Genomic DNA, 24,010 nt, shown 5'->3' with positions numbered 1-24,010 from the left:
CGGTTGAGAAAAAAGTTTTCTACCCTTCCAAGGCAACCACCCCTTTATCCACCTCTACCTGCACGTTTCCCCCATCAAAGCGCGCAGAATTCATTGCCATCGCGCACGTCGCTTCCTGGATCTGCGTCGGTGCTTCGCGCGTGTGGCACCCCACTGAGAGCTGCACGTTGCCCTCGGGCCAGGTCTTCCACAGCGCCTGCGAGCCGTCCGCCGCCCGCTCCAGGTAAGTCACTGCGTGTCCGTCGGTGGTGACCAGCTCGACGTCGTCGTCAAGCGCAATATCCTTGCGCAGCTGCTCCGCAAGCGTCTCCGGGGGCAGGTTGAACCGGTCGTCCACGCTCAGCTGCAACCGGAAGTTCGGGTCGGGCCCGACCGCACGCCACATGTCGCCGTCTTGCTCCAGTGTGAAACCGGCGGGCAGCTCGACGCTCAGCCCGTCTTGCTCAATCACTTCGGGCACAGGGGCTTCATGCTTATCGACGCCCCCTCCCCCGGTACCATCCGCCCCGGCTTCCCCAAACAAGCCCCGGACGGTGAGCCACACCGCCACGGCGCACGCGAGCACGACCACCCCGACGACGCCGGCGAGCACCCACGTGCCGCGGCGGTCCGTGTCCGGCGCCAGCTCGCCCGCAAGCCCCTGCTCCGGCTGTGGTCGCCGCACCGGCGAAGGCCGAGCCGGGTACGCCTCGGCGGGCCCGATGCCGTCGGGCTCCTCCCGGAGCCGGTGCCGCGGCTCTGGCGCTGCGCTCACCTGCTCAGGCTCGTGAGCGTCGCTGCGCTCCCATTCGTCCGTGGCGAGTTCGCCGGTGAGGTGGACGTCATAATCTGCGAGCGCTTGGTCCACCGCGTGGATCACAGACTCCTGGGCCACGAGGTGCACGTGCGCCCCGCCCGGGTCGGGCCCGAAGATGCTGCGCACGTTGCGCGCCACCTCAGCCGGTGTCGGCGCGTCCAGGCGGTGCAGGTTCGCCGCGCCGGAAAAGGTGGTGGCCTGTTTCGTGATGACCACGCGCAGCGTCGGCGTGTCTTGAGAAGTAAAGGTACTGGTCATAGGTGTTCTCCTTCCTCATACGGGGCACACAGCTGCACCGTGCCCACCGTGGTCCCGGCCTGCACCAGCGTCGCCCGCCCCGGGGCCTGCGGCGTCGGCTTCACGCCGAACAAGGCGCCCTCGTCGCGGGTGCCGTCCATCACCAGCACATCCGGGTGCACGTCCTTCATCGCGCCGAGGAAGCCGCCGAACAGGGCTCGCGAAACGCCGCCGAACTTGCGGGCGGCCACCACGTGCAGGCCGATGTCCCGGGCGTGCGGAAGCAGCGCCACGACGTCGCGCAAGTGCTCGTCGCCGACGAGCTCCAGGTCGTCGATGACCAGGTAGATGTCCGGCCCGGACCACCAGGAGCGCTGCGCCAGCTGCACCTGTGTGACGTCCGCGCCGGGCAGGCGGGACCGCATCGTGGTCACCAGCGCCTTGGTCGCGTCCGCGATCGCCGTCGACGAAGCCGCGTACGCCGCAGTCATCTCGTCCGACGCGCGGCCCAGGTGGGTCCGGCGCGGGTCGCAGATGACCATGCGCGCCTGCTCGCGGTCCATCGCCTCGATCGCGGTGATCGCGCTGGCAATCACGGTGGACTTGCCCGACCCGCCCGCGCCGATGGCCAGGACGTGGCCCGACTCGCAGCGCACCGGTGCCAGGTGCGGTCCGCCGATGCCGAGGGGGATTGTGGGTGGAGTGGGCGTGGCGTCGTTAAGCAATGCCCCTGTGGTGACGTGGGCGGGCAGGACCTTGAGCTTGGGGACCGGCGTTTGGTCAGCGGCCTGGGCGGCAATGTGCGCGAGGTCCTGCGTGTTCGCGCGGGCGAGCAGCATGTGCTTGCCGCCGGGCGTGAGTCCGTGTCCGGGCTTGGCGGGCAGCTTTTGTTGGAGTTTGCGGTCAATGAGCGAGTCCATCGGCTCGGTCAAGTGCAGCTCGTAACGGGTGCCAATGAGGTCGCGCACGTTTGGGCGGATCGCGTTCCAGCGCTGCGTCGTGACCATAAGGTGCACGCCCGCGGCCGGCCCCTCCGAGGCGATGCGCGCGAGCGGCTCCTTGAGGTCCTCGAACTTGGAATCGGGCGCGGTCAGCGTGTGCCAGCCGTCGATGAGCAGGATCGTCTCGCGCGCGGGGCGCATGCTTGCCGACGCCACCTCGATCACCCCCGTCACCTCATCCACCACACGGCGCACGCGCTCCTCGTCGCTGCGCAGCGCCACCCCGGCGACGTGCGGCAGGCGCTCCAGGTCGTCGAGGCCGCCGCTGCCCGCGTCGATTCCGTAGACCGCCAGCTCCTCGGTGGTGTGGTGCAGGCAGAGTGCGGCCACGATGGTGCGCAGCGCCGACGACTTCCCGGTCTGCGGCCCGCCGGCGATCGCGATGTGCCCGCCGGAGACAGAGAGGTCCACCATGAGCGGGTCTTGGCGTTGGCGGTAGGGGTCGTCGATAAGCCCGGCGGGTGCCCGAAGCCGCTCCGCGCCGGCCCCGCTGACGGTGTGGAGCTCCAGCGCGTCCGGCAGCGGCGGCAGCCACACCTGGTGCGCGCGCATCCCGGCGGCCTCCGCGAGTTCGCGGGCCCGCTGCACCACCGCGTCCAGCGTGGTCGTCGTGGCGTCCGTGTCCACCTTCGTCTGCGCCTCTAGCGCGGGCGGCTCCCAGCCCTCGAACAGGCGCACCGCCGGTGCCTCCGCCGACGCCCCCTCCACGACTCGCCTGGTCAGCGGGCCAGACACGTAGGAGGCGCGGAACCGGACCAGATCGGGCGAGCCCGCCTTGAGGAATCCGGACCCGGGCTCGCCCGGCAGCTCGTAGGCATCCGGCACGCCCAGGACCTGGCGGGACTCGCCCGAGCTAAACGTCTTCAGGCCGATGCGGTACGACAGGTGCGAATCCAACCCGCGCAGCTTGCCCTCGTCCAGTCGCTGGGAAGCCAGCAGCAGGTGCACGCCGAGCGAACGGCCCAGCCTGCCCACCGCCACGAACAGGTCAGCAAAGTGCGGGTGCTGTGTGAGCAGCTCGGAGAACTCGTCCACGATGATCACCAGCGCCGACAGCGGGTCCAGCGCCTCTCCGCGCAGGCGGGCCGCAGTGTAGTCGGTGATGTTGGCAAAGTTCCCGGCGGTACGCAGCAGCTCCTGGCGTCGATTCATCTCCCCTGAGATGGCGTCGTACATGCGCTCCACCAGCACGGCTTCATCTTCCAGGTTGGTGATCACCGCGGACGTGTGCGGCAAGGCGTCGCAGCCCAGGAAGGTCGCGCCACCCTTGAAGTCCACGAGCACCAGGTTCAGCTCATCAGGCGAATGGGTGGCGGCGAGGGCGGCGACCAAGCTCCGCAGCATCTCCGACTTACCGCTGCCCGTCGCGCCGATGCACAGCCCGTGCGGGCCCATGCCGCCGTGCGCCGCCTCCTTGAGGTCCAGGTACACCGCCTGCCCGTCCGGCGTGGCCCCAATCGGCACAGTCAGCCGCTGCCGGGTCCCCTCCCGGCCCGGCCACATGGTGTGCATATCCAGCGTCTGCACGTCGTCATAGCCCAGCATGGCCAGCAGGTCCCCGCCCGTCTTGCGCGCCCCGGTGCCGTCGTCGGGCCGGCGGTAAAACGCCAGGTGGCGGGCGATGATCTGCGCCTCCTCGTCCGCGAACCGGTCGGGCGTGCCGAGATGCTCGGAGCCAGATTCCGTCATCGCCGTCAGCGTGTCCTCGCACACAACGTGAAAGGCGTGCTCGTCCACAAACGCGTCCGCGTCTGGGTGCACCGTGATCACGCAGTCCGCGGCCTGGGCAGTCTGGGCTATCGACGCCGCGTGCCCCCGCTGCCCCGCTCCCTCCGGCTCCGCCTGCGCATCGAGGACCGCGACGCGAAACTCCGCCTGCTCCGGCTCCCTGGTGTGCGGCAGCCACTTCGCCCACCGCATCCCGGAATGTTCCAGGTCCAGCCCTACCAGCTCCGGGCCGTGGAAGAACGCCAGCTGGGACACGATCGCGCGAGCCACCTCGCGGGCGCGCGGGCCCGCCAGCGTCACCGAAGGAAACGCGGCGAGCTGCACCACGATCGGCATGCCCGCCACAGTGTTCACCGCCGCGACGGCACGTCGCAGGCTCACCGCGCACACCGGATCCAAGTCTTCGGGCGAGCCCGGGTCCTCCACCTCAACCGGCGTGCACAGCGCCATGTTGCCGGTGCCCAGCCGCACCTGCAGCGCCTCCGGGCTCGCGGCGGTGCGCTCCCACACCCGGTAGGTGGGCACGCCCGTGAGCAGCAGCGCGGGCTCCGGGTGCACGTAGGTGAAGTGCTCACGCTGCTGCACCGCATTGGTGCGCGCCCGACGCGTCAGCGCGTCAAGGTGGCGCAGATAAACACGCCGCGTTTCGTCCATATCGCCCTGCTGCTCTTGCGGTTGGAACATGGCGAGCAACCCAAACGCCATCATGAGCGGGAAGATGAGCATCATCGGACCCACGGCGCGCCCCGAAAGCATCATCAGCGCCATCACCGCGCCGACCGCCACCATCATGATCACGGGCATAAGAATGCGCAGCATGGGCATCGGCTGCTGCTTCTGCGCCTGCGGCACCGCTTCGGCGTGCAGCGCGCCAGCCGGCAGCGCAGGCGCCTCTCCCAGCTGCGTCGGCGCTGGCGCGAGCACCGGGTTGTGGTCGACTCCGAGCACGGGACGAATCCCCCCTATCGTTGCTGGCCACAGCCGCTGGTTCCCCCGAACCAGCCCCCGAGCTGTGGACGTGCCCGGCAGTTTACGCCATACTTGGCACCACCGCGCGGCAAATGGGGGTCCGCGCCAGATTCACGGGGTTTATACCTTGGTAGCCACGTCCGCGCACCACATCGTGCGCATGACCGTCCGCGTCAGCGCCTCCAGGCGGTGCAGACCGTCGCAACAAAGTTGCCTGCAACACGGAGAAGTACAACTCGAGTTAAGCCAAGCGCATCAAATCGGACGAATTACGGCACTACACCAGCATCCACCTCGTTGAAAGGTAGCTCAACCATGCCTGAGAGGCCCCGACAATATGTCAGGGATGAAGCGCGGAGTCGAGCTTGATCCTCTACCCCGCGCATTGAACTGGGGGCATACTTTCGGTGCCGCGATGGCCAGTCGAACATGCAAGAACTGACGCCTAATGGCATGTACCTTGGGCTGCGTAGGAATCCTGCGTTCCGGCTTTCTGTTCATAACTCATTCAAATCGAAAGGGGAACCATTTAAATGGAAGATCTGACGGCAATGCGTTTAGAGCGTCGCCAAGACACACTTGAAATAGATGGCATCACTATTGAATGCGCTATCGATGTGTGCCTCGAGCCTCACAGCGAATATATTGTGAACCTCGAATTTGCAGTACGCCAAGGAACTGCACCCACTGCAATGAGACTTAGGACCTATAGCGCTGAGTTCGTACTCTCTGATAATGAGACAGAAAACAGCATTCGCCTTACTGACGGTGTTAGCAATTGCTCAAGCTTTCGCCTTCGCACCGGACAGAAAGATGGCAAGCTAAGTGTTTTCAACGAGTACCTTCATAGTTATTGGGAAGGTGTCGAACCCGCCTACGAGTACATGACTGATGATGCTGGGATTGTTATCACCAAGAGGGAAGGCGACACCATTTACTTTGCCTGCAACAACCGCAGTCCGCGCGAGCAGCTAGCGTTTGAGGACGTCACTGGGACGCTTACGGTTACTAAAATTGGTTCAGCGCAAGAGCATTCCATCGCCCCTGCAGAGGATGGATCGCCGATTCAGCAATATTGCTTCATCGACAGCGGCGATGAGCAACCCGAGGAAAACAAGCTCATTGATATTGCTACTGCGCTTTCGGGCAAGACCTCCCCGGCGAGTGAAGCGGTCACTACCTTAATTGACAGGCTTGAAGGACTTGACTACACCATCATTGCTTCGACTGACAATGCCGTCACCATCGAAGTCGACATTTCGAATGAGGACACCACCGAATTCGCAATGGTCGACGAGGCCCGACTGTGGAATCTCAACCTAGTGAAGGTACGCACCCATACCCTGCTCAACCAAAGCACGAACCAGCCAGAAAATTAGGCCACAACTGCTCAAGAAGACACTCAAGCGCCCCAAGTGGATCCGCTTCTCTAGTGGACCCGTGCCGATGAGCTGAGACAATCACTATTCGGTGTCCGCTTACTGTGAGGTCGTGAAGTCCGGTACTTCGTGTAGGCATTTGCGTCCCACCGGCGCACCCACCGCAGGGTAGACGAACTCGACATCTCTCACCGACGTCCAAGAAGCTTAATCATAGATGAGCTCAGTCTTGTAGAGACCGTTGACTGTCTCGGCCAGCCCGAATACGCACTTCAAGCCACCTACGGGCCTCCCCAATCACCGCCTAGTAACAGCTTTTTGCCGTAGATTCGCCCAGTAGTGGCTAATGCACTTTTCAAGGCCTCCATCGTCAGCGCAAGGGTACGCATCGTCTGCGGTGCGGTAACACCGACATTTTTCTGATGGAGACGTCGACGAAAAATACGGTATTGACAAGAACTGAAAGAGCGTGAACATAAGTAATGTCGGTCGCACAAAGTCACCCAGGTGATGCGGCCCGGACGTTTCAAGTGCACAGTATTTGAACGTTGGTCCGCAAGCGTCAGGCTGATCGTGGTGGCCGAGTTTGTCCGCATCAGGGACCGCGGCACAACTGCGAATTTCAGCAGGCGTGCGGTCTTGCTGCGGCAGACTTGAAGGCTTTCACGGTGCATGCCCTGCCACATCTTGCGGATGACCTAGGCCGAGAGGATTTCTGCAGGGACGCGTTGAAACCTCGGGATAATCAAAACTACCGCTTCAGGGCCCCATTGATTGCGGCATGGGTGGTGGCTTTCGGTAGCTGCGGGAGGCGATGAATCCGCACTCTGACTATCTGAAAAGTCGGCGGATGGTCTCGAACCCAAATTGATTCTTGAATGCGTCGATGACGCAAATAATCTTGTCGTGGGACGGTCGAGTTCCGTCGCGGAACGGTGCAAAGCCGAAGTGACCTTGAGAATCCCGTTTGCATGTTTTGACTCGCGGTATTCACGTCACAATGTGCTTGAGTACTGCGTGTACGGTTTCGATGTCTGAACCGTAAGAGATCTCAGACGCTAAGCGCTGGCGCGGTGCTCAACGTGCAGCGTGCGGTGCGACTCATAAGGAGCTCTCCGACGTCCTCATAAGCGCGTCGCAGTGAGCAGGACTCCAGGCGGATCAATCGGAAAAATTTTGAAGGATAGCTTTCTGGACGTGGCAAAGCGTCCAATCCTTCCTAAGTGTTCAGACCACCGATTTAGTAACGCCATGGTGAGGATCGAGTAACGCCCGGGCGTTTGGGGGTTGGGCGGGGTGAGTGGATCCGTGTCTACAACCCCCGATAGACAGGACACTTCCCGGCTAAATCTTGCTTTGGTTGAGCAGGGCGTGGGTGCGTACCTTCACTAGGTTGAGATTCCACAGTCGGGCCTCGTCGACCATTGCGAATTCGGTGGTGTCCTCATTCGAGATGTCGACTTCGATGGTGACGGCATTGTCAGTCGAAGCAATGATGGTGTAGTCAAGTCCTTCAAGCCTGTCAATTAACGTAGTGACCGCTTCACTCGCCGGGGAGGTCTTGCCCGAAAGCGCAGTAGCAATATCAATGAGCTTGTTTTCCTCGGGTTGCTCATCGCCGCTGTCGATGAAGCAATATTGCTGAATCGGCGATCCATCCTCTGCAGGGGCGATGGAATGATCTTTCGCTGAACCAACTTTCGTAACCGTAAGAGTCCCCGTGACGTCCTCAAACGCTAGCTGCTCGCGCGGACTGCGGTTGTTGCAGGCAAAGTGAATGGTGTCGCCTTCCCTCTTGGTGATAACAATCCCGGAATCGCCGGTCATGTACTCGTAGGCGGGTTCGACACCTTCCCAATAGCTATGCAGGTACTCGTTAAAAACACTCAGCAATCCTGACTTTTGTCCCGTTCGCAGACGAAAGCTTGTGCTATTGCTCACACCGTCGGTAAGGCGAATGCTGTTTTCTGTCTCATCATCAGAAAGAACGAACTCAGCGTGAAAAGTCTTAAGCCTCATTGCAGTGGGCACTGTTCCTTGGCGAACCGCAAATTCGAGGCTCAAACTATATTCGCTGTGAGGCTCGAGGTCCACACCGATACGGCTTTCGATGGTGATACCGTCGATTTCAAGCGTGCCTTGTCGAAGCTCTGTACGCATTCCTGTCAGACTCTGCATATGATAGATTCCCTTTCAATTTGAATGAGCTATGAACAGAAAGCCGGGACGCGGGATTCCTACGCAGCCCAAGGTACATGCCATTAGGCGTCAGTTCTTGCGTGTTCGACTGGCCATCACGGAACGAACTGAAGACCGCCTTCGGCGCGAGACAAAGGTTCAATGCTGAGCTCCATGCTTTCAAAGCCGTCCTGTATTTTCCGGCCACGTTTGATCCGATAATCGAGCAGTTCTGGGGTAAATCCGCGCGTCGCTTTGCCGACTTTCATGCGCTTCCATGGATTCGAACGTAGTTCTCTGAGTGGAAGCAGCTTCGTTCTTCCAAAATCCATTACGCTCGGCGCCTCGGCCTGGACGTCTTCCGTACTTCATTAGGTATATGTGCTGGTCGCCCAAGCGCTATCGTCGTCCAGCATCTTTTTCGAGACGTACTGATGCATAACCACACCTAAAGCTACAGAGGCCCAGTCCCCCATTAGCGAATCGCCCGGATCAAGAAGAAGCGTCGACGACGCGCATGCACCAAAAATACAAAGGTCACCACAAACCAACGTGGGCCAATCCACCTGACTGCCAATCTCGGTTGAGTCGAATTTGTATCCGGCTGCGGTGGTTGACTGTTGCTCTCGGATGTTGGTTCGCTTTACCATTGCCGGCCACTCGGAACATGAAAGCGCGTGTGCTGCAGCGCAGTTTCATCGTCCCCTGGTCGATGGCGGCGGTCGGCACCAGTGCCGACAATTCGCTGGCGGAGTCGTTTAACGCTTCCGGAAACGAGAGCTTCTTAACTGTTGCCAACCAGCTCGTTTGCCGGCAAGATGTGTTCGCACGATTATGAGCTGCGTAAGTCCGGTTATTTCACCAGCCCGTAGTGTCCACTTTTCGGGCACCGCCCCGAACTCTGGACGTGACCGGCTTTTTACGCCATACTTGGCACCACCGCGCGGCAAATGGGGGTCCGCGCCAGATTCACGGGGGTTTATACCTTGGTAGCCACGTCCGCACACCACATCGTGCGCATGACCGTCCGCGTCAGCGCCGTCTCGTTCCACCGCGACATCGACCTGACGCTTCCCACCTCGTCCACCCTCGCGGAGATCCTCCCGGAACTCGCCACGTATGTGGAGCTGCCGCGCATCCATCGCCCGTGGGAGGCCACCACCGTCGGCGGCGAGCCCCTGGACATGGTGACGCCGCTGCACAAGCTGAAGCTTCGCGACGGCAGCGTCGCCGTCCTCCGACCCCAAGAGGTCACCGAACCGCCCATGGTGCGCGACGCCGCGGAGTCCCTCGACGCGGCCGCCGCCGGTGCCCGGGATACGCGCGGGCTGAGTGTGTTCGCCTCCTTCGCCGGCTGCGCCGGGCTCGCCGTGGTGGCTGGCATGTTCGTGTCCACCCCAGTCGCGCTCGGACTAGGCGTGCTCGCCCTGTTCGCCCTCGCCATGGGCGCCGGTTCGCGGGCTCTGTTCGCACCGCTGCCCGCGCTCGCCGGTGCCGCCGTCGCCCTCTGGGTGGCGGGCGAGCCCGCACAGTGGGACGGTGGCGCCGACCCGGCGCTGGGGGTGCTTGCCGGCGCCGCCACCGCGTGCGTGCTGCTCGCCGGCGGCGCCGTCGCCGGGCTGGCCGCCACCTTCCCGGCGACGCTCACCGCCGCGCTGGCCGTGCTGCTCAGCGCGGGGGCGTGCGGCGCGTGGTTGCCCGCGCGCCACGCGTCCGCGGCGCTCGCCGTCCTCGCCTGCCTCATCGCAGTGCTTTCCACGCCCGCCATCGCCACCCGCGCCGCCGGGCTGAAGGTGCCGCGCGTGCCCACTGCCGGCGAAGCGTTCACCACCGCGGACGGGTACCAGGTGGACGTCGATAGGCGAAGTGACCGTGCCGTGACCATCGTTGCCGCGATCTCCTGCGCGGTGGCGGCCTGCCTGGTGCCGTCGATACTCGCGACCGTGTGGGACGGCGGGGCCTGGCCGTTCGCCTTCGCGGTGTGCACCGCGGGCGCGCTGGCCATCTACGCGGGGCGCAATCACTACCCGGTGCCGCGGACCGCGCTCACCGCCGCGGCGCTCGGGGCGGTGTTGGCCTGCGCCGTCGCCGTCGCACGCAGTGCCCACCCGCACCCGGTGTGCATCGCGCTCGCCGTGTTGTTGGCACTGGTGGCAGCGACGGCGAGCCTGTGGATCCCGCGCGTGCCCGAGCTCGAGCCGACCACCGTCGTGTGGTTCGAGCGTGCCGAAACCGCGGCCATCATCGCGGCGATCCCGCTGGCCGTGCACCTGACCGGCGCGTTTTCCATGATTCGGGGGCTGTGACCGATGCGCCGCATCAGTTGGGCCGCGGGGGTCGCGCTCTGTGTCGCCGCCCCGGTGACGTGTGTCCCGCCGGCACACGCCCAGGATTATGACTGCACGGTTCCCGTCCACGCACCCCCGCCTCCCGCGCGCACCGCGGACGAACGCGCGCGGCTCGATGCGACCGATCCGCTGGCCAAAGCACACGCATTTGCCACCGGACGCGGGGTGCGCGTGGCCGTCATCGACACCGGCGTGCACCCGCACCCGCAGCTGGACCAGCTGCGGCCGGGCCGCGACTTTGTAGACCACGACGCCCCCGACCCGCTTCGCGACTGCGACTCGCACGGCACCGTCGTCGCCGGCATCATCGCCGGAACGGAGCTGGGTGTGGCGCCCGACGCCGAGCTCATCTCCATCCGGCAGACCTCCGCGCACTACCGCGACCACGCGCAGGAGGGCGAGGACCCCACCGCGGGATCGCTCGCTACGCTAGCCAGCGCCATCCACAACGCCATCGACGAAGGCGCCCACATCATCAACGCCTCTGTCGTATCTTGCCAACCGCCGGAGCTCGCGGCGCGCATCGACACCGGCCCGCTCGACGCCGCACTCGCCCGCGCCGAAGCCGAAGGTGTGCTCGTTGTCGCCGCCGCCGGCAACGAATCCGGCGAGTGCAAGCAGGGCTTCGCCGTCTACCCCGCGCACTCGCCCACCGTGCTCGCCGTCAGCGCGCGCGACACCGCCCACGACCTGGCGGGCTACTCCATCCGCGTCCCTGGCCCCTCGCTCTCCGCGGCGGGCACGGTCCCGCTGGCGCTGTCCTCCGATGGCACCGGCTTTGCCACCGGCACCGTGGGAAGCAACGGCCCCGCCCCCTACGCAGGCACCAGCTTCGCCGCCCCCGCCGTCACCGGTGCCGCGGCCCTGCTCAAGCAGCGCCACCCGCACCTGGGCCCCGCCGAGCTGCGCGCACACCTCTACGCCGCATCCCAGCCCAGCGGCGGCGCACTCGACCCGTACGTCGCCGTGACCCAGCTCGAGCCTCAATCGCTTCTCGACGCCCCACCGCTCACCCTCACCCCCGCCACCGAACACACCTCACCGTCCGTCGGCCGGCTGGGCCAAGTCCTCCTCGCCGCTTCCCTACTGCTCATCGCGCTGGTTGGGGTGGCGCGGCTGCGTGGGCTTCGTGGGATGCGGCGGCAGCGTAACTAGCTGGTCGAGCTGACGCGGGCCGGGGTGCTGGTTTTAGGCCGAGTCCCCTCTGCCACCGCAGAGTAAGAAGCTGCTTGCTAGTAGGTCGCTGTCAGCGCGGCCTCGCGAGTAAGCCGCTCGCCCGCCGGCAGCAGCTGCACGATCGACCACGGCACCTGCTCGGTCCGCGCAGCGCCCACGGTCTCCAGCGTTCCCGCGTCGGGCGCCTCGTAGCGAACCCCGGTTTGGTCCACCACGTGGTAGCCGTGCCCGGTGTCCACGGCCACCGCACCACTCGGAAGGCCCGCGAAGCGGGTGGCGGGGCCCTCACCGGACAGCAACACACTCCCCTCGAGCGCTTCGCTCGCAGGAAGGTGAGCGGCCCCGCCACCTTCGGTCGCGCAGGTCGCAAGCGCTCCATCAGCGGCATCAGAGCCATCAGCCGCATCTGCTCCGGCAACCGCGCCCGCCGGGTCGAGGAAGCGGACGAGTCTGGCTGGCAGGCGGATGTCCACCGGGGGCTCGGCGTCGGGCCGGTCGCCGACTGCTTGGGGTGTGAGTTCGGAGGGGATGGCGCCGGCGTCGATAAGCATTTGCGCCTGGGCGCTGGTGATTTCCTGCACCCCGCGCGAGGTTTCCGCCCAGTCGCTGGTGCCGGTGCGGATCACGCGCGGCAGTGGGTTGGGTAGGGCGAACGGCGGGTGCTCGCGGAGCGCGCCGAGGACCGGGGCTGGCGGGCGCCAGCGCGGGGTGGTGGCGTCGATGCCGAGCCCGCGGCGGATCACGCGGCCTTCCGGCGTGGCCGGCGGCGGCAACTGCGTGCGGCCGTCGCGGGTGACCAGCCATTCGCGGCCATCGGCTTCGGCGAGGAGCGCGGTGTCCTCGGCAAGCAGGGGCGCCTGCGCGGGCACGGCGAGCACCACGACGGCGTCGCCGGGCGCGGTGCACGCCGACCAGTGCGTGTCCTCGGCGTCCTCGGGGGCGAACACGGACGGCGCGACCCCGATCCCCACCGGCACGCCCCGGGCGAGCGCGGCCAGGTGCTCGTCGCCCGCGCGCACCGGCTCCTCCGGCGCGCCCACGATCAGACGCGCCGAGGTCAGATTGGTCACCGGGTGCACGGTGTCGTCCACGCGCGCAAACAGGCTGCCGTCCGCAGCGCGGATCACCGCCGCCTCGCCCGGGTCCGGGTTCGGGCGCATCCACGCAAACAGCCCCATCACGCCCGAGATCATCAGCACCGCCACTAGCCCGAAGATCATCGCGCGGCGGCGCGAGGACAGCGGGTCGTGGATCATGCGGATGTCGCCGAGAATCAGGCCGTGCTCCACCCTGCGCCGCAGGAACCGGTGCCCGGACACCTGCGTCTTTGTCGTTGGCAGCAAACGCGCCATGTGTGCATCCCCCTCCAGCGGTCTGAACCCGGCTCCCCCGAACCGGACCGCTTCAGGCTACTGCAAAGGCGCTGCCCCCGCAGCGTAACCCGCCCCGCCGTTCGCGGGCTCGAGCTGGTAGAGCGTGTCGGAGCCGTGCTCGTGGGCGTCGTTAATCATGCCCTCGAGCTCAGCGCGGGTGAACTGCTCGTTGACGGCAAAGATCACCACATCGCCCTTGCGGTAGACGGGCGTGAGGCCGCGCGAGGTCCAGAAGCCGCGCTGCATTTGCAGGCGCTCCAGCTGGATCGGCCAGAACGCGCCCGGGCTGAGCATGTAGAACTTGATGTTCAGCGCCTCCGCGCCCTCGTCCACGATGTTCTTCGCGGTCGGGTCGCCGCGCAGGCCCTCGCCGATCTCGCGGGCGGCCCAGTAGGTGATGTCCATGTTGGAGCCCAGCCCGCCGGTCGGCCACAGGTAGTGGCGCGACAGCGTGGGCAGCCCGTTGTACGCGTAGGCCCACGAGTGGCCGTCGGCCGGATCGCCCATGATCGTGCCGTTCCACGCCGCGGGCTGGGTGGCCAGCCAATCCCAGGCGGCGAGGTCATCGTCATCAACCATGCGGTCATCATTGCGCCCGCCGTCAAACGCGCGCCGCTCGCCGTCCACAGCGCCGGCCTGCACCATCGGCGTGCCAATCAGGGCGAGCACCAGGGCAATGCTTATCGACGCCACCCCGCTCCCCTTCTCCCACCCCCGGGAGCCCAGCCGTGCGGCCACCGGCGCGAGCGTGAACAGGCGGATCATCACCGCGACCCCGATCGCCGCGCCGACCGCCACCGACAGCGCCACCGGGAAGATCAGGCGGTGCGCCGTGTTGTAGTGCAGGTTGCCCACCAGCGTGAGCAGCCCGGAAAGCGGGCCGCCCACCGGTGCGAGCGCGTTCGCCGCGATGGCGAGCCAGATGGCGTAGAACAGCGGGGCCCACACCTGGCGGCGCCACACCACCAACGCCACCGCGCCCAGCCCCGCCAGCCACAGCAGCACGGTCGGGTCGAAGCCCGGGAACAGCTGGTGCACGTGGCGGGTGCCCATCGTGAACGCGGCCGCCCACCCGCTGTCCAGGTCCTCGCTCTCCACGGGCTTCCAGCCCGACACCTCCTCGGCCTGCGCCGAGCCGGCGAACACCTGCGGCAGGTACAGCACCGCGCCGATGATGCCCGGGGCCGCCAGCCACAACGTATCGCTGATTCGGCCGCGCTCGGGCGCGACCAGCGTGGAGGTCAGCCAGTACAGGCCCACGCCGATGACCACCACGGTCACCGCCGCCGGGTGGGCGGTGAGCACGCCGAGCAGCCCCACCAGCGCGGGCAGCGCCGTGATGCGCTCGGCTGGGACCCGCACGAACTGCCAGATGACCATGCCGGTCAGCGACATGGCAAACAGGTACGGCCACATGCCCACGTAGTCGCCGACCCAGATGAGCTGCGGGGCGACGGTCACAAGGATCGCCGCGAGCCCGCCCGCAATCTGCGCGGTCAGCCCGCGCGAGCGCAGGAACGCAAAGGCCATGCACGCCGCCGTCGCCGGCAGTGCCAGACCCGTCAGCGCAATCATGCCGATGTTCAGCGTAGGGATCGGGTCCAGCCCGGCTACCTTGCCAAACATCGCGATGCCGGTGTGGAACGCCGACGGGTAGAGCAGCTGCGCGTGCGTCTCCACGTTCTGCAGCTCGCCCAGCCTGGTTGGCGAGGCAATCCCCTCATCCATGATGAAGCGCACCAGGTTGGCGTGCCACTGCACGTCCCACCCCTGGACGATGTTGTACACGCCGTGCGGCGAGCGCACGAGCCAGTCGAGGCGCTCGCTAATGAGCAGCCACGCGCCAACCACCACGCCCGCGGTGGGCAGCAGCCAGTACAGGTCCAGCAGGCTGCCCTTCCGCCAGTCCCCGGGGAAGAGCGCGCGCCGCCACGTCACGGCACCGCCGCGCCGCGCCTTGCGAGCAAACGCGTACCGCCACACCGCTGCCGCAGCGAACGCGACGACCAGGCTCACGCCGAGCGTCCACAGGTCCAGCGGCGCCGACGTCAGCCCCCACACCCAGGCGCTCATACCGAAGATGCCAAAGCTCACCGGCAGCGCCGCGGCCAGCGCCCGCGGCCCCTTCGCGCCCGCGATGAGGTTGAACAGAAACCCGGGCAGCAAGAAGAACGGGACGGCAAACCACGCGGCTGCAACTGGTGTCATCGTTCCTCCTCGCTCTGATACTTCGCTAGCATTCTAGGCCTTTGGGTTCGCTACAGTGTGCGCCGGTCGCGCGTCGTCGCGATTCTTTCTGCAAACGCACTCTCGTGCGGATAGTCCACCCGCGTCAGCGTCAGCCCGCGCGCCGGCGCCAGCGGGACCTCCGGGTTCCGCGCGCGCTCCCCGAGCAGCCTCGTGACCCACTCCGCTTCACGACGCCCCTCCCCCACCGTCAAGCACGCCGCCACCAGCGCGCGCACCATGTTCCAGCAAAAGGCATCCGCGGTGATGCGCGCCTCGAGCACGCTTGCCGACGTCTCCGCCCACCCAAACTCCTGCACCTGCCGAATCGTCGTCGCGTGCTCCTTCGGCTTGCAAAACGCCGCGTAGTCGTGCAGCCCCACCAGCTGCGACGCCGCCTCCTGCACGCGCGCGAGGTCCACCGGCTTCGGCCACACGGCGGTGTCGGCGCGCCGGGTCGGCACCGCACCCGCCGGGTTGGTGGTCACCTTGTAGGTGTAGGAGCGTGAAAGGGCGGCGAAGCGGGCGTCGAAAAGCGGGTTGACCTCGCGGACCCCGAAGACGCGCACGTCCTCCGGAAGGAGCTTGGCCAGGCGGCGCACCAGGCGCGTCGGGTCGCCGCCGAGCGAGCGCTGCTCGAGCGAGGCACGCGGGATGTCGGCGTGCGCGACCTGGCCGGTGGCGTGGACGCCGGCGTCGGTGCGGCCAGCGACGGTGAGCGTGATCGGCGTGCGCAGGACCAGCGACAACGCGTCCTCAATGGTGGCCTGCACGGTGCGCACGCCCGACGTTTGCCGAGCCCAACCGTGAAACTCTGTGCCGTCGTACGCGATGTCCAGCCGCACCCGCATCAGGTCTGGGTCGTGCTGCGCTGCGTCGTTCATTCGCATAAGGCTAGCAAACAGCGCGGGCGTGGCCGCGCGGCGTGCCCGCCGCCGGCCCCGTCGCCGGCCCATCACCGCAGATACCGATACTAAGACCCCGAAGAGACGCCCCAGAACGGCCTTATCGGGTTCTTACTATCGGTATCTACCGAAACACACCGCGAACACACCGCGCGAAACGGGCCCGGAACGCGCAAAACGGCCCCTCCCGAACGAATCGGGAGGGGCCGCCGCGGGCCCGGAGGCGCGGGAGCTAGCCGTGGCTAGTCCTACTTCTCCTCGGACTCAGCCTCTTCGGCTGCCGGAGCCTCAGCGGACTCGGCTGCCTCGGCGTCTGCCTGCTTGGAAGCGGCAGCGCGTGCGGTGCGCTCAGCCTCCGTGGACGCGGTCTGCTCGAGGACGAGCGAGATCTGTGTCATCGGGGCGTTGTCGCCCGCGCGGTTCTCCAGCTTGATGGAGCGGGTGTAGCCGCCCTCGCGGCCCTCAAACAGGGGCGCGAGCTGGTTGAACAGGTAAGCAACGATCTCCTTGTTCGGCAGTTCAGCGGCGACTGCGCGGCGGTCTGCCACGGTGCCCTTCTTTGCCTTGGTGATCAGCTTCTCGGCGTAGGGACGCAGCATGCGTGCCTTCGCGTCGGTGGTCTTGATTGCGCCGTGCTGGAAGAGGGAGATAGCCAGGTTGGACAGAATGTGCTTCTGGTGGCTGGCGGACCCTCCGAGACGGGCACCCTTCTTAGGGGTAGGCATTTTCGTACTCCTCGTGTGCGTTAGTTGAGCGCGTGCTCTTACGTGTTACTCGGCTTTACGCGAGTGTTACTCGGTCTCATCCCCGCTGGGATCGACGAAGTCGCCGGTCTCGGCGTCGTAGCCCTCGATCTGCGTCGGGTCGAAATCTTCCGGAGCATCCTTCAAGGTCAGGCCCTGCGAAGCGAGCTTGATCTTGACCTCGTTGATGGACTTCTGGCCGAAGTTCCGGATGTCCAGCAGCTCGGACTCGGTGCACTCTGCGAGCTGACCGACGGTGTGGATCTCCTGGCGCTTCAGGCAGTTGTAGGAACGCACGGTGAAGTTCAGGTCCTCGATCGGCGTGTTGTACGCGGCGATGAACTCGGTCTCCTGCGGGGAGGGGCCGATCTCAATGCCCTCGGACGCCGTGTTCAGCTCGCGGGCCAGGCCGAACAGTTCCACCAGGGTGGAGCCTGCGGAAGCCAGGGCGTCGCGCGCTGCCATGGAGTTCTTGGTCTCCACGTCGATGATCAGCTTGTCAAAGTCGGTGCGCTGCTCAACACGGGTCGCCTCAACCTTGTAGGCGACGCGGGTGACCGGGGAGTAGATCTGGTCGACCGGGATACGGCCGGGCTCCCCGCCCGCGTTGGGCATGGCCGGGACGTAGCCGCGGCCGCGCTCGACAACAAGCTCCATCTCCAGACGAGCCTGCTCGCTCAGCGATGCGATGTGCAGATCCGGGTTGTGGATCTCCACGCCAGCCGGCGGCTCGATGTCGCCCGCAGTGACGTTGCCCGGGCCCTCGACGGACAGGTACATGACAACCGGCTCGTCGGAGTCGGAGGACAGCACCAGGTCCTTGATGTTGAGGATGATCTCGGAAACGTTCTCCTTCACACCAGCGATGGTCGTGAACTCGTGGAGCACACCATCGATCTTGATGGAGGTCACGGCCGCGCCCGGGATGGACGACAGCAGCGTACGGCGCAGGGAGTTACCGAGGGTGTAGCCGAAACCAGGCTCGAGCGGCTCGATGACGAACTTCGAGCGGTTGGTGTCGATGTACTCCTCGGTCAACTGCGGACGGTGAGAGATGAGCATGAACTTCTCCTTTATCGGCTCCCGCTATTTGAAGCCGGTAGGAACGGATGTGTTTGGAAGATTCCGCGCACGGAAGCGTCGATAAGCAACGAGCGCGGGGCGAAGCAACCTGGGTTACTTCGAGTAAAGCTCGACGATGAGCTGCTCCTGCAGGGGCACCTCAATCTGAGCGCGCTCGGGCAGCTGGTGCACGAGGATGCGCAGGGTGTCCGGAACGACCTGCAGCCAAGCCGGAACGACGGAGTCGAGCAGGTTATCCTGCGCGTCCTCGAACCAGAGCATGTTGCGGGACTTGTCGCGGACATCGATGATGTCGTACTGGGTGACCTTGTAGGACGGGACGTCGACGCGCTTGCCGTTCACGGTGAAGTGACCGTGGGAAACCAGCTGACGGGCCTGGCGGCGGGTGCGAGCCAGACCTGCGCGGTAGACGACGTTGTCCAGACGGGACTCCAGGAGGATCAGCAGGTTATCGCCGGTCTTACCCGGGAGGCGGTTGGCCTCCTCGTAGTAGCGACGGAACTGCTTCTCCATCACGCCGTAGGTGAAGCGAGCCTTCTGCTTCTCCTGCAGCTGGAGCAGGTACTCAGATTCCTTGATGCGAGCGCGGCCAGCCTGCCCCGGGGGGTACGGGCGACGCTCGAAGGACATGTCACCGCCGACGAGGTCGACGCGGAGGCGACGGGACTTACGGGTAGCAGGGCCGGTATAACGAGCCATGGTGTTTTACCTCTTTTCCTTTCTGCCTTAAACGCGACGACGCTTCGGCGGACGGCAGCCGTTGAACGGCTGCGGCGTCACGTCCGAGATCGAGGACACCTCCAGGCCGGCGGCCTGGAGCGAACGGATAGCGGTCTCGCGGCCGGAGCCGGGACCCTTGACAAAGACGTCAACCTTCTTCATGCCGTGATCCATCGCCTTGCGGGCGGCGTTCTCAGCAGCCATCTGCGCGGCGAACGGGGTGGACTTACGGGAGCCCTTGAACCCGACGTGGCCGGAGGAGGCCCAGGAGATGACAGCACCGTTCGGGTCCGTGATGGACACGATGGTGTTGTTGAAGGTGGACTTGATGTACGCGTGGCCAGCGGCCACATTCTTCTTTACGACGCGACGACCGCGGCGCGCGCCGGAACGAGTCTTCGGAGGCATATGTTACTTCTTCTTTCCTGCGATAGTCTTCTTCGGGCCCTTGCGGGTACGCGCGTTGGTCTTGGTGCGCTGGCCGCGGACGGGCAGGCCACGACGATGGCGCAGACCCTGGTAGGAGCCGATTTCAATCTTGCGGCGGATGTCAGCCTGCACCTCACGACGCAGGTCGCCCTCGACGGTGTAGGAGGACTCGATTGCGTCGCGCAGGGCTGCGAGCTGATCGTCGCTCAGGTTGTCCGTGCGCAGGTCAGGAGAAATGCCGGTCTTCTCGAGCAGTTCCTTGGCACGGGTAGCCCCGATGCCGTAAATGTAGGTGAGCGCGATCTCCATGCGCTTGTTGCGCGGGAGATCAACACCAGCGAGACGTGCCATGTGGCTACGTTCCTTTCGGGTTGTTACGGTGGTTTTCTCCCTACCCGCCCACGCCAAACAACGCTTTGTCCGGACCGAGCCGGAGGATGGGTTGAGACTCGCGCGGCTCCAGCCACCGTGGCCGGAGGTAGTCGACGCCGCGGGCAAACCCGCGCGTCTGGGCAAGGAGGCTTACGTAGTTACTTGTAGCGGTAGGTGATACGACCCTTGTCCAGGTCGTACGGGGAAAGCTCCACGACGACGCGGTCCTCAGGAAGGATGCGGATGTAGTGCTGGCGCATCTTGCCACTGATGTGGGCAAGGACTTGGTGCCCGTTGTCGAGCTCGACACGGAACGTTGCGTTCTTCAAGGGCTCGATTACGCGGCCCTCAACCTCAATTGCGCCTTCTTTTGCCATTCAATCCACTTCCTACAGCCCCGCGTTTCCGCAGGTACTAGTCGTATTTCACGTGTGCTACAGAGCGCGCAGACGGAATGCCTGCACACCAAACGACTATGTTAGCCAACTACCTGCACAAACACAAACCCCGCCTCCATGAAGTGGAGAGCGGGGTGCAGCGCTTATCGACGCTACGTTGTCCTAGTAGACGTAAACCTTGTCGCCGATCTGCAGATCGTTGAAGTAACGCTGCGCGTCAGCGCGGTACATGCGGACGCAGCCAGCGGAAAGGATCGACGGATCGCCCTGATGGAAGGCGATGCCGTTGTTGGTGAAGTAGGTGGCGTACGGCATCGGCGCGTTGTTGAACTCGTACGAGATCTCGTCCTTCACCTTGCGGTTGACGTAGAAGGTACCGCGCGGGGTCTCCTGACCCGGGCGGCCGGGTCCGACCAGGTCGGCCGTGTAGTACATCTCCCCGTTGTTCTGCAGCCAGGAGCGGCGGCCGTCAACGTCCACGCACGCCTTCGCGTCCTTCGGGCAGGAGCCGTAGTCAAAGGCCGGGGCCGGTGCCGGTGCGGGCTGCTCAGCCGGGGCGGGTGCCGGAGCCGGGGCCGGGGCCGGGGCGGGGGCAGGTGCCGGAGCCGGCTTCGGCTTCGGGGTGCGCTCCTCGATCAGGCCCGGGAACAGCGCCTCAACCATCTGGTCGATGGACTCCTTTGCCTGCGCGGGCAGGTCCGGGTTCAGTGCGGCCAGGCTGTCTGCCTGGGTGCGCAGGGTGGTGCGCAGGTTCCAAGCTGCGTCCCGCACTGCCTGATCGGCACTTGTGCCCAGGTTCTGCAGCTGGATGTTCGCGCTCTTCAGGAAGCCGTCCAGGCCGGCTTCGGAAGACAGCGAGGCGAAGGAAGAACCCGCATTCGGCGCGGGCTGCGGAGCCGGTGCGGCCGGGGCCGCGTTGGCTGCGATCGGGTTGGCGGCCAGGGAAGCAATGACGCCTGCAGCGGCGGCAACGGCAGCCGCACGGCGCTTGGTTGCCGACGGCTTTGCGTGGCGGGGTTGGTAAGACATAGACAGCAGTTTAACTACTTCCGCCAAGTTTTGATAGTCAGGCACGCATAAACGGTGTGTTATTTGCGCGGGGTAAGCACCCGCGGCCCGTCGGAGGTCGCGGCGACGGTGTGCTCCCAGTGCGCCGCAGGTGACCCGTCGGCGCTGACGACCGTCCAGCCGTCGCCAAGCACATAGGAGTCATACTCTCCGCCGAGAATGAGCATCGGTTCGATCGCCAGGACGGATCCCTCCTGGATGACCGGCCCGTGGTGGGGGCGCCCCTCATTGGCCAGGAAGGGTTCCTCGTGCATGGTGCGGCCGATGCCGTGGCCTCCGTAGCCGTCAAGGATGCCCACCACTACTCCGAAGCGGTCCTCGGCGGTGCAGGTCGCCTGCTCGAGCGCGGACGATACGTCGGTGAGGCGATTGCCCGGACGCATCGCCTTCATGCCCTGCTCCAGGACCCACTCGGTGGCCTTGTTCAGCGCGTCTACCTCCGGTGCCAACTCACCAATGCCAAAGCTCAGCGCAGAGTCGCCGACCCATCCGTTGAGCGTGGCACCGCAGTCGATGGAGACGAGGTCGCCCTCTGCAAGCACGACGTTCTCGCTCGGGATGCCGTGCACCACCACGGCGTTCACCGAGGCGCAGATGGAGCCCGGGAAACCCTGGTAGCCCAGGAACGTGGGTGTCGCGCCGTGGTCGCGGATCACGGACTCCGCGATCCGGTCCAGGTCGAGGGTGCTCATTCCTGGCCGGGCGGCGGCGCGGACCTCCGTCAGCGCTTCGCCGACGATCCGGCCGGCGGCCTCCATGGCGTCGAGTTCCGCTGGTGTCTTGGCGGGAATCTTGCGTCTTCTGAAACCCATCGGTCGGGCCTTTCTTCGAGTTCTTGGGGCAGTAGGTGCTGTGCACAGAAAGAGGGCCGGTGCGCCACGCACACCGGCCCTCTTCGTCGTCCGCCCTTACTTGAGGTTTTGCAGCTGCTCCATCGCGCGGGCGTTGATCTCATCAACGTCGCCGACGGCGTCGATAGAAATGATCTGGTCGCCGTAGTGGTCGATCAGCGGCGCAGTCTCGTCGCGGTAGACGGAGAGACGGGTGCGGATCGTCTCCTCGTTATCGTCGGCGCGGCCGCGGGCGAGCATGCGCTCGACGACAACATCCTCGTCGACGACGAAGTTGAGCACGCCGTCCAGCTTCGTGTCGGCCTTCTCCAGCAGCTCGGTGAGGATCTCCGCCTGCTCGACGGTGCGCGGGAAGCCGTCCAAGAGGAAGCCATTCTTGGCGTCGTCCTCTTGGAGGCGGGACTCGACCATGCGCGCGGTGACGTCGGTAGGCACGAGCTTGCCGGCGTCGATGTAGCTCTTCGCCTCAACGCCGAGCGGGGTACCCTCGCCGATGTTGGCGCGGAACAGGTCACCGGTGGAAATGTGCGGGATCCCCAGCTTTTCGGAGAGGATCGCCGCCTGGGTGCCCTTGCCGGCACCGGGAGGGCCAAGAAGTACGAGACGCATTATCGCAGAAGTCCTTCGTAGTTGGATTGCAGGAGTTGGGATTCAATTTGCTTGACCGTGGTCAGGGCCACGGACACCATAATCAGGATAGCCGTGCCGCCGAACGCGCTCATACCCATGCGGCCGGAGCCAGCCAGGCCGGCGTCGAGCGCCAGGTTCGGCAGGATCGCAATCACAGCGAGGTACAGCGAGCCGACCACCAGCAGACGGTTCATCACATAACCGAGGTACTCCGCGGTCGGGCGGCCCGGACGAATATCCGGAATGAATCCACCGTACTTCTTCATGTTCTCAGCCTGGTCGACCGGGTCGTACTGCACCGAGACGTAGAAGTACGCGAAGAAGATGATCATGATGAAGTAAGCCACGATGTACTGCCAGGAGCCCGGGTTCTGCAGCCACGCCATGACGTGGTTCATCCACCAGTTGTCCGGCGGGGTCGGCTTGTTCATGTTCACGATCTGGGTAATCAGCACCGGCACGTACATCAGCGAGGAGGCGAAGATGACCGGGATCACGCCGGCCTGGTTTACCTTCAGCGGCAGGTAGGTCGCGGTGCGGCCGTACTGACGGCGGCCAACGACGCGCTTGGCGTACTGCACCGGGATGCGGCGCTGGCCCTGCTCGATGAAGATGATGCCCACGACGAGCACGATGATGGCCGCGATAACCACCGCGAGCGCAACTCCGCCGGAGTTCTGGAAGATGATCGCACCCTCGGACGGGAGCTTGGTGGCAATGCCGGCGAAGATGAGCAGGGACATACCGTTGCCCACACCCTTCTCCGTGATGATCTCGCCGAGCCACATGATGATGATGGCGCCCGACGTCATGACAATGATCATCATGATGAGGGTCCACACGTTGCGGTCCTCAACCAGCACGGGCATACCCTGGCCAAGCAGCTGCTCGCGGTCAGCCAGCGCGACGATGCCGGCGGACTGGAGGAGCGCCAACGCCACGGTGAGGTAGCGCGTGTACTGCGTCATCTTTGCCTGACCGGACTGCCCCTCCTTCTTCAGCTCCTCAAACTTCGGGATCACCACGGTGAGCAGCTGCACGATGATGGACGCCGTAATGTACGGCATGATGCCGATGGCAAAGATGGACAGCTGCAGGAGCGCGCCGCCGGAGAAGAGCCCGATGATGGAGAACATCGTCGCCTGATCGCCCTGGGAGATCTCCTCCAGGCGAGAGTGGATCAGGCCGTAATCCACGCCTGGCGTGGGGATCTGGGCACCGACGCGGTACAGGATCATAAGGGCGAGCGTGATCAGGATCTTGCGGCGTAGATCCTGATCTTTAAACGCCTGAAGAATAGCGGACACAAAGCCTCCTGGCTCCCACTGCAAAAATAAGCAGGAGATTGCGAACAGTATGAACTACGAGCCGCCCTACCTGCCAAAAGGCATACTAAAGCT

General features: G+C 65.2%; 20 protein-coding genes and 1 pseudogene. 3 read left to right on the top strand and 18 right to left on the bottom strand.

Annotation, left to right across the window (positions count from 1 at the left end; all coding sequences use genetic code 11):
- Nucleotides 1–19 precede the first annotated feature (19 nt).
- Both CKJ85_RS03160 and eccCa read right to left on the bottom strand, forming a co-directional pair.
- A complete protein-coding gene (locus CKJ85_RS03160) occupies nt 20–1,054 on the bottom strand; it encodes a type VII secretion-associated protein (RefSeq protein ID WP_095553383.1) in 1,035 nt (344 codons plus the stop codon).
- On the bottom strand, nt 1,051–4,710 hold the full coding sequence (gene eccCa / locus CKJ85_RS12310) for a type VII secretion protein EccCa (RefSeq protein ID WP_095553382.1): 3,660 nt from the start codon (nt 4,708–4,710) through the stop codon (nt 1,051–1,053). Before eccCa ends, CKJ85_RS03160 begins: the two co-directional genes overlap by 4 nt.
- Before the next feature lie 554 nt (nt 4,711–5,264).
- On the opposite strand from eccCa, the gene CKJ85_RS03150 reads away from it, so the two are divergent.
- Entirely contained in the window at nt 5,265–6,110 is an 846-nt protein-coding gene (locus tag CKJ85_RS03150) for a hypothetical protein (RefSeq protein WP_143340130.1), read from the top strand.
- Between the two features lie 99 nt (nt 6,111–6,209).
- Here CKJ85_RS03150 and CKJ85_RS12340 read toward each other — a convergent pair.
- The 3 genes and pseudogenes from CKJ85_RS12340 to CKJ85_RS11965 all read right to left on the bottom strand — a co-directional run bounded on the left by CKJ85_RS12340 (nt 6,210) and on the right by CKJ85_RS11965 (nt 8,557).
- Nucleotides 6,210–7,314 (bottom strand): annotated as a pseudogene (locus tag CKJ85_RS12340) (IS3 family transposase).
- Nucleotides 7,315–7,454: 140 nt separating this feature from the next.
- Nucleotides 7,455–8,288: a hypothetical protein gene (locus CKJ85_RS03145; protein ID WP_143340129.1), complete on the bottom strand. Its 834-nt coding sequence runs from the start codon at nt 8,286–8,288 to the stop codon at nt 7,455–7,457.
- 116 nt (nt 8,289–8,404) lie between these two features.
- Nucleotides 8,405–8,557: a hypothetical protein gene (locus CKJ85_RS11965; RefSeq protein WP_158221606.1), complete on the bottom strand. Its 153-nt coding sequence runs from the start codon at nt 8,555–8,557 to the stop codon at nt 8,405–8,407.
- A 750-nt stretch (nt 8,558–9,307) separates the two neighbouring features.
- Here CKJ85_RS11965 and eccD point away from each other — a divergent pair.
- A complete protein-coding gene (gene eccD, locus CKJ85_RS03140; RefSeq protein ID WP_158221605.1) occupies nt 9,308–10,594 on the top strand; it encodes a type VII secretion integral membrane protein EccD in 1,287 nt (428 codons plus the stop codon).
- A 3-nt stretch (nt 10,595–10,597) separates the two neighbouring features.
- The gene (locus tag CKJ85_RS03135) at nt 10,598–11,791 is read left to right on the top strand and encodes a S8 family serine peptidase (protein WP_233126925.1); all 1,194 of its coding nucleotides are present in this window, start codon (nt 10,598–10,600) and stop codon (nt 11,789–11,791) included.
- A 77-nt stretch (nt 11,792–11,868) separates the two neighbouring features.
- On the opposite strand, the gene eccB is transcribed toward CKJ85_RS03135, so the two are convergent.
- From eccB to secY, 13 genes are all read right to left on the bottom strand, one after another.
- Nucleotides 11,869–13,164, bottom strand: a complete 1,296-nt coding sequence (eccB, locus tag CKJ85_RS03130) for a type VII secretion protein EccB (protein ID WP_095553378.1) — start codon at nt 13,162–13,164, stop codon at nt 11,869–11,871.
- Between the two features lie 57 nt (nt 13,165–13,221).
- Nucleotides 13,222–15,393 carry a DUF6541 family protein gene (locus tag CKJ85_RS03125; RefSeq protein ID WP_095553377.1) on the bottom strand — a complete coding sequence of 724 codons (2,172 nt, stop codon included), beginning with the start codon at nt 15,391–15,393 and terminating at the stop codon, nt 13,222–13,224.
- Nucleotides 15,394–15,443: 50 nt separating this feature from the next.
- Nucleotides 15,444–16,295, bottom strand: a complete 852-nt coding sequence (gene truA, locus CKJ85_RS03120; RefSeq protein WP_233126924.1) for a tRNA pseudouridine(38-40) synthase TruA — start codon at nt 16,293–16,295, stop codon at nt 15,444–15,446.
- A gap of 269 nt (nt 16,296–16,564) precedes the next feature.
- Entirely contained in the window at nt 16,565–17,041 is a 477-nt protein-coding gene (gene rplQ, locus CKJ85_RS03115) for a 50S ribosomal protein L17 (RefSeq protein ID WP_095277866.1), read from the bottom strand.
- Between the two features lie 66 nt (nt 17,042–17,107).
- Nucleotides 17,108–18,121 (bottom strand): DNA-directed RNA polymerase subunit alpha, encoded by a 1,014-nt coding sequence (locus tag CKJ85_RS03110; protein WP_095277869.1) that lies wholly within the window; start codon nt 18,119–18,121, stop codon nt 17,108–17,110.
- 114 nt (nt 18,122–18,235) lie between these two features.
- The gene (gene rpsD, locus CKJ85_RS03105; protein ID WP_095277872.1) at nt 18,236–18,841 is read right to left on the bottom strand and encodes a 30S ribosomal protein S4; all 606 of its coding nucleotides are present in this window, start codon (nt 18,839–18,841) and stop codon (nt 18,236–18,238) included.
- Nucleotides 18,842–18,868: 27 nt separating this feature from the next.
- Nucleotides 18,869–19,270: a 30S ribosomal protein S11 gene (gene rpsK / locus CKJ85_RS03100; protein WP_095277876.1), complete on the bottom strand. Its 402-nt coding sequence runs from the start codon at nt 19,268–19,270 to the stop codon at nt 18,869–18,871.
- 3 nt (nt 19,271–19,273) lie between these two features.
- The gene (gene rpsM, locus CKJ85_RS03095; RefSeq protein WP_038588440.1) at nt 19,274–19,642 is read right to left on the bottom strand and encodes a 30S ribosomal protein S13; all 369 of its coding nucleotides are present in this window, start codon (nt 19,640–19,642) and stop codon (nt 19,274–19,276) included.
- A gap of 179 nt (nt 19,643–19,821) precedes the next feature.
- Nucleotides 19,822–20,040, bottom strand: coding sequence for a translation initiation factor IF-1 (gene infA, locus CKJ85_RS03090; protein WP_095277878.1), 219 nt, complete (start codon nt 20,038–20,040; stop codon nt 19,822–19,824).
- 183 nt (nt 20,041–20,223) lie between these two features.
- Nucleotides 20,224–21,090, bottom strand: a complete 867-nt coding sequence (locus tag CKJ85_RS03085; protein ID WP_198947136.1) for a L,D-transpeptidase — start codon at nt 21,088–21,090, stop codon at nt 20,224–20,226.
- A 59-nt stretch (nt 21,091–21,149) separates the two neighbouring features.
- The gene (map, locus tag CKJ85_RS03080; RefSeq protein ID WP_095553376.1) at nt 21,150–21,941 is read right to left on the bottom strand and encodes a type I methionyl aminopeptidase; all 792 of its coding nucleotides are present in this window, start codon (nt 21,939–21,941) and stop codon (nt 21,150–21,152) included.
- A 96-nt stretch (nt 21,942–22,037) separates the two neighbouring features.
- Nucleotides 22,038–22,589 carry an adenylate kinase gene (locus CKJ85_RS03075; RefSeq protein WP_095277884.1) on the bottom strand — a complete coding sequence of 184 codons (552 nt, stop codon included), beginning with the start codon at nt 22,587–22,589 and terminating at the stop codon, nt 22,038–22,040.
- Complete coding sequence (secY, locus tag CKJ85_RS03070) at nt 22,589–23,917, bottom strand: preprotein translocase subunit SecY (protein WP_095277887.1); 1,329 nt, start codon at nt 23,915–23,917, stop codon at nt 22,589–22,591. Before secY ends, CKJ85_RS03075 begins: the two co-directional genes overlap by 1 nt.
- Nucleotides 23,918–24,010 lie beyond the last annotated feature (93 nt).

The organism is Corynebacterium sp. NML 150383 (assembly GCF_002285085.1).
Classification (GTDB): Bacteria; Actinomycetota; Actinomycetes; order Mycobacteriales; family Mycobacteriaceae; genus Corynebacterium; species Corynebacterium gottingense.
Note: the sequence above shows the minus strand (reverse complement) of the source record. Positions and strands in the feature narration are given on the sequence as shown.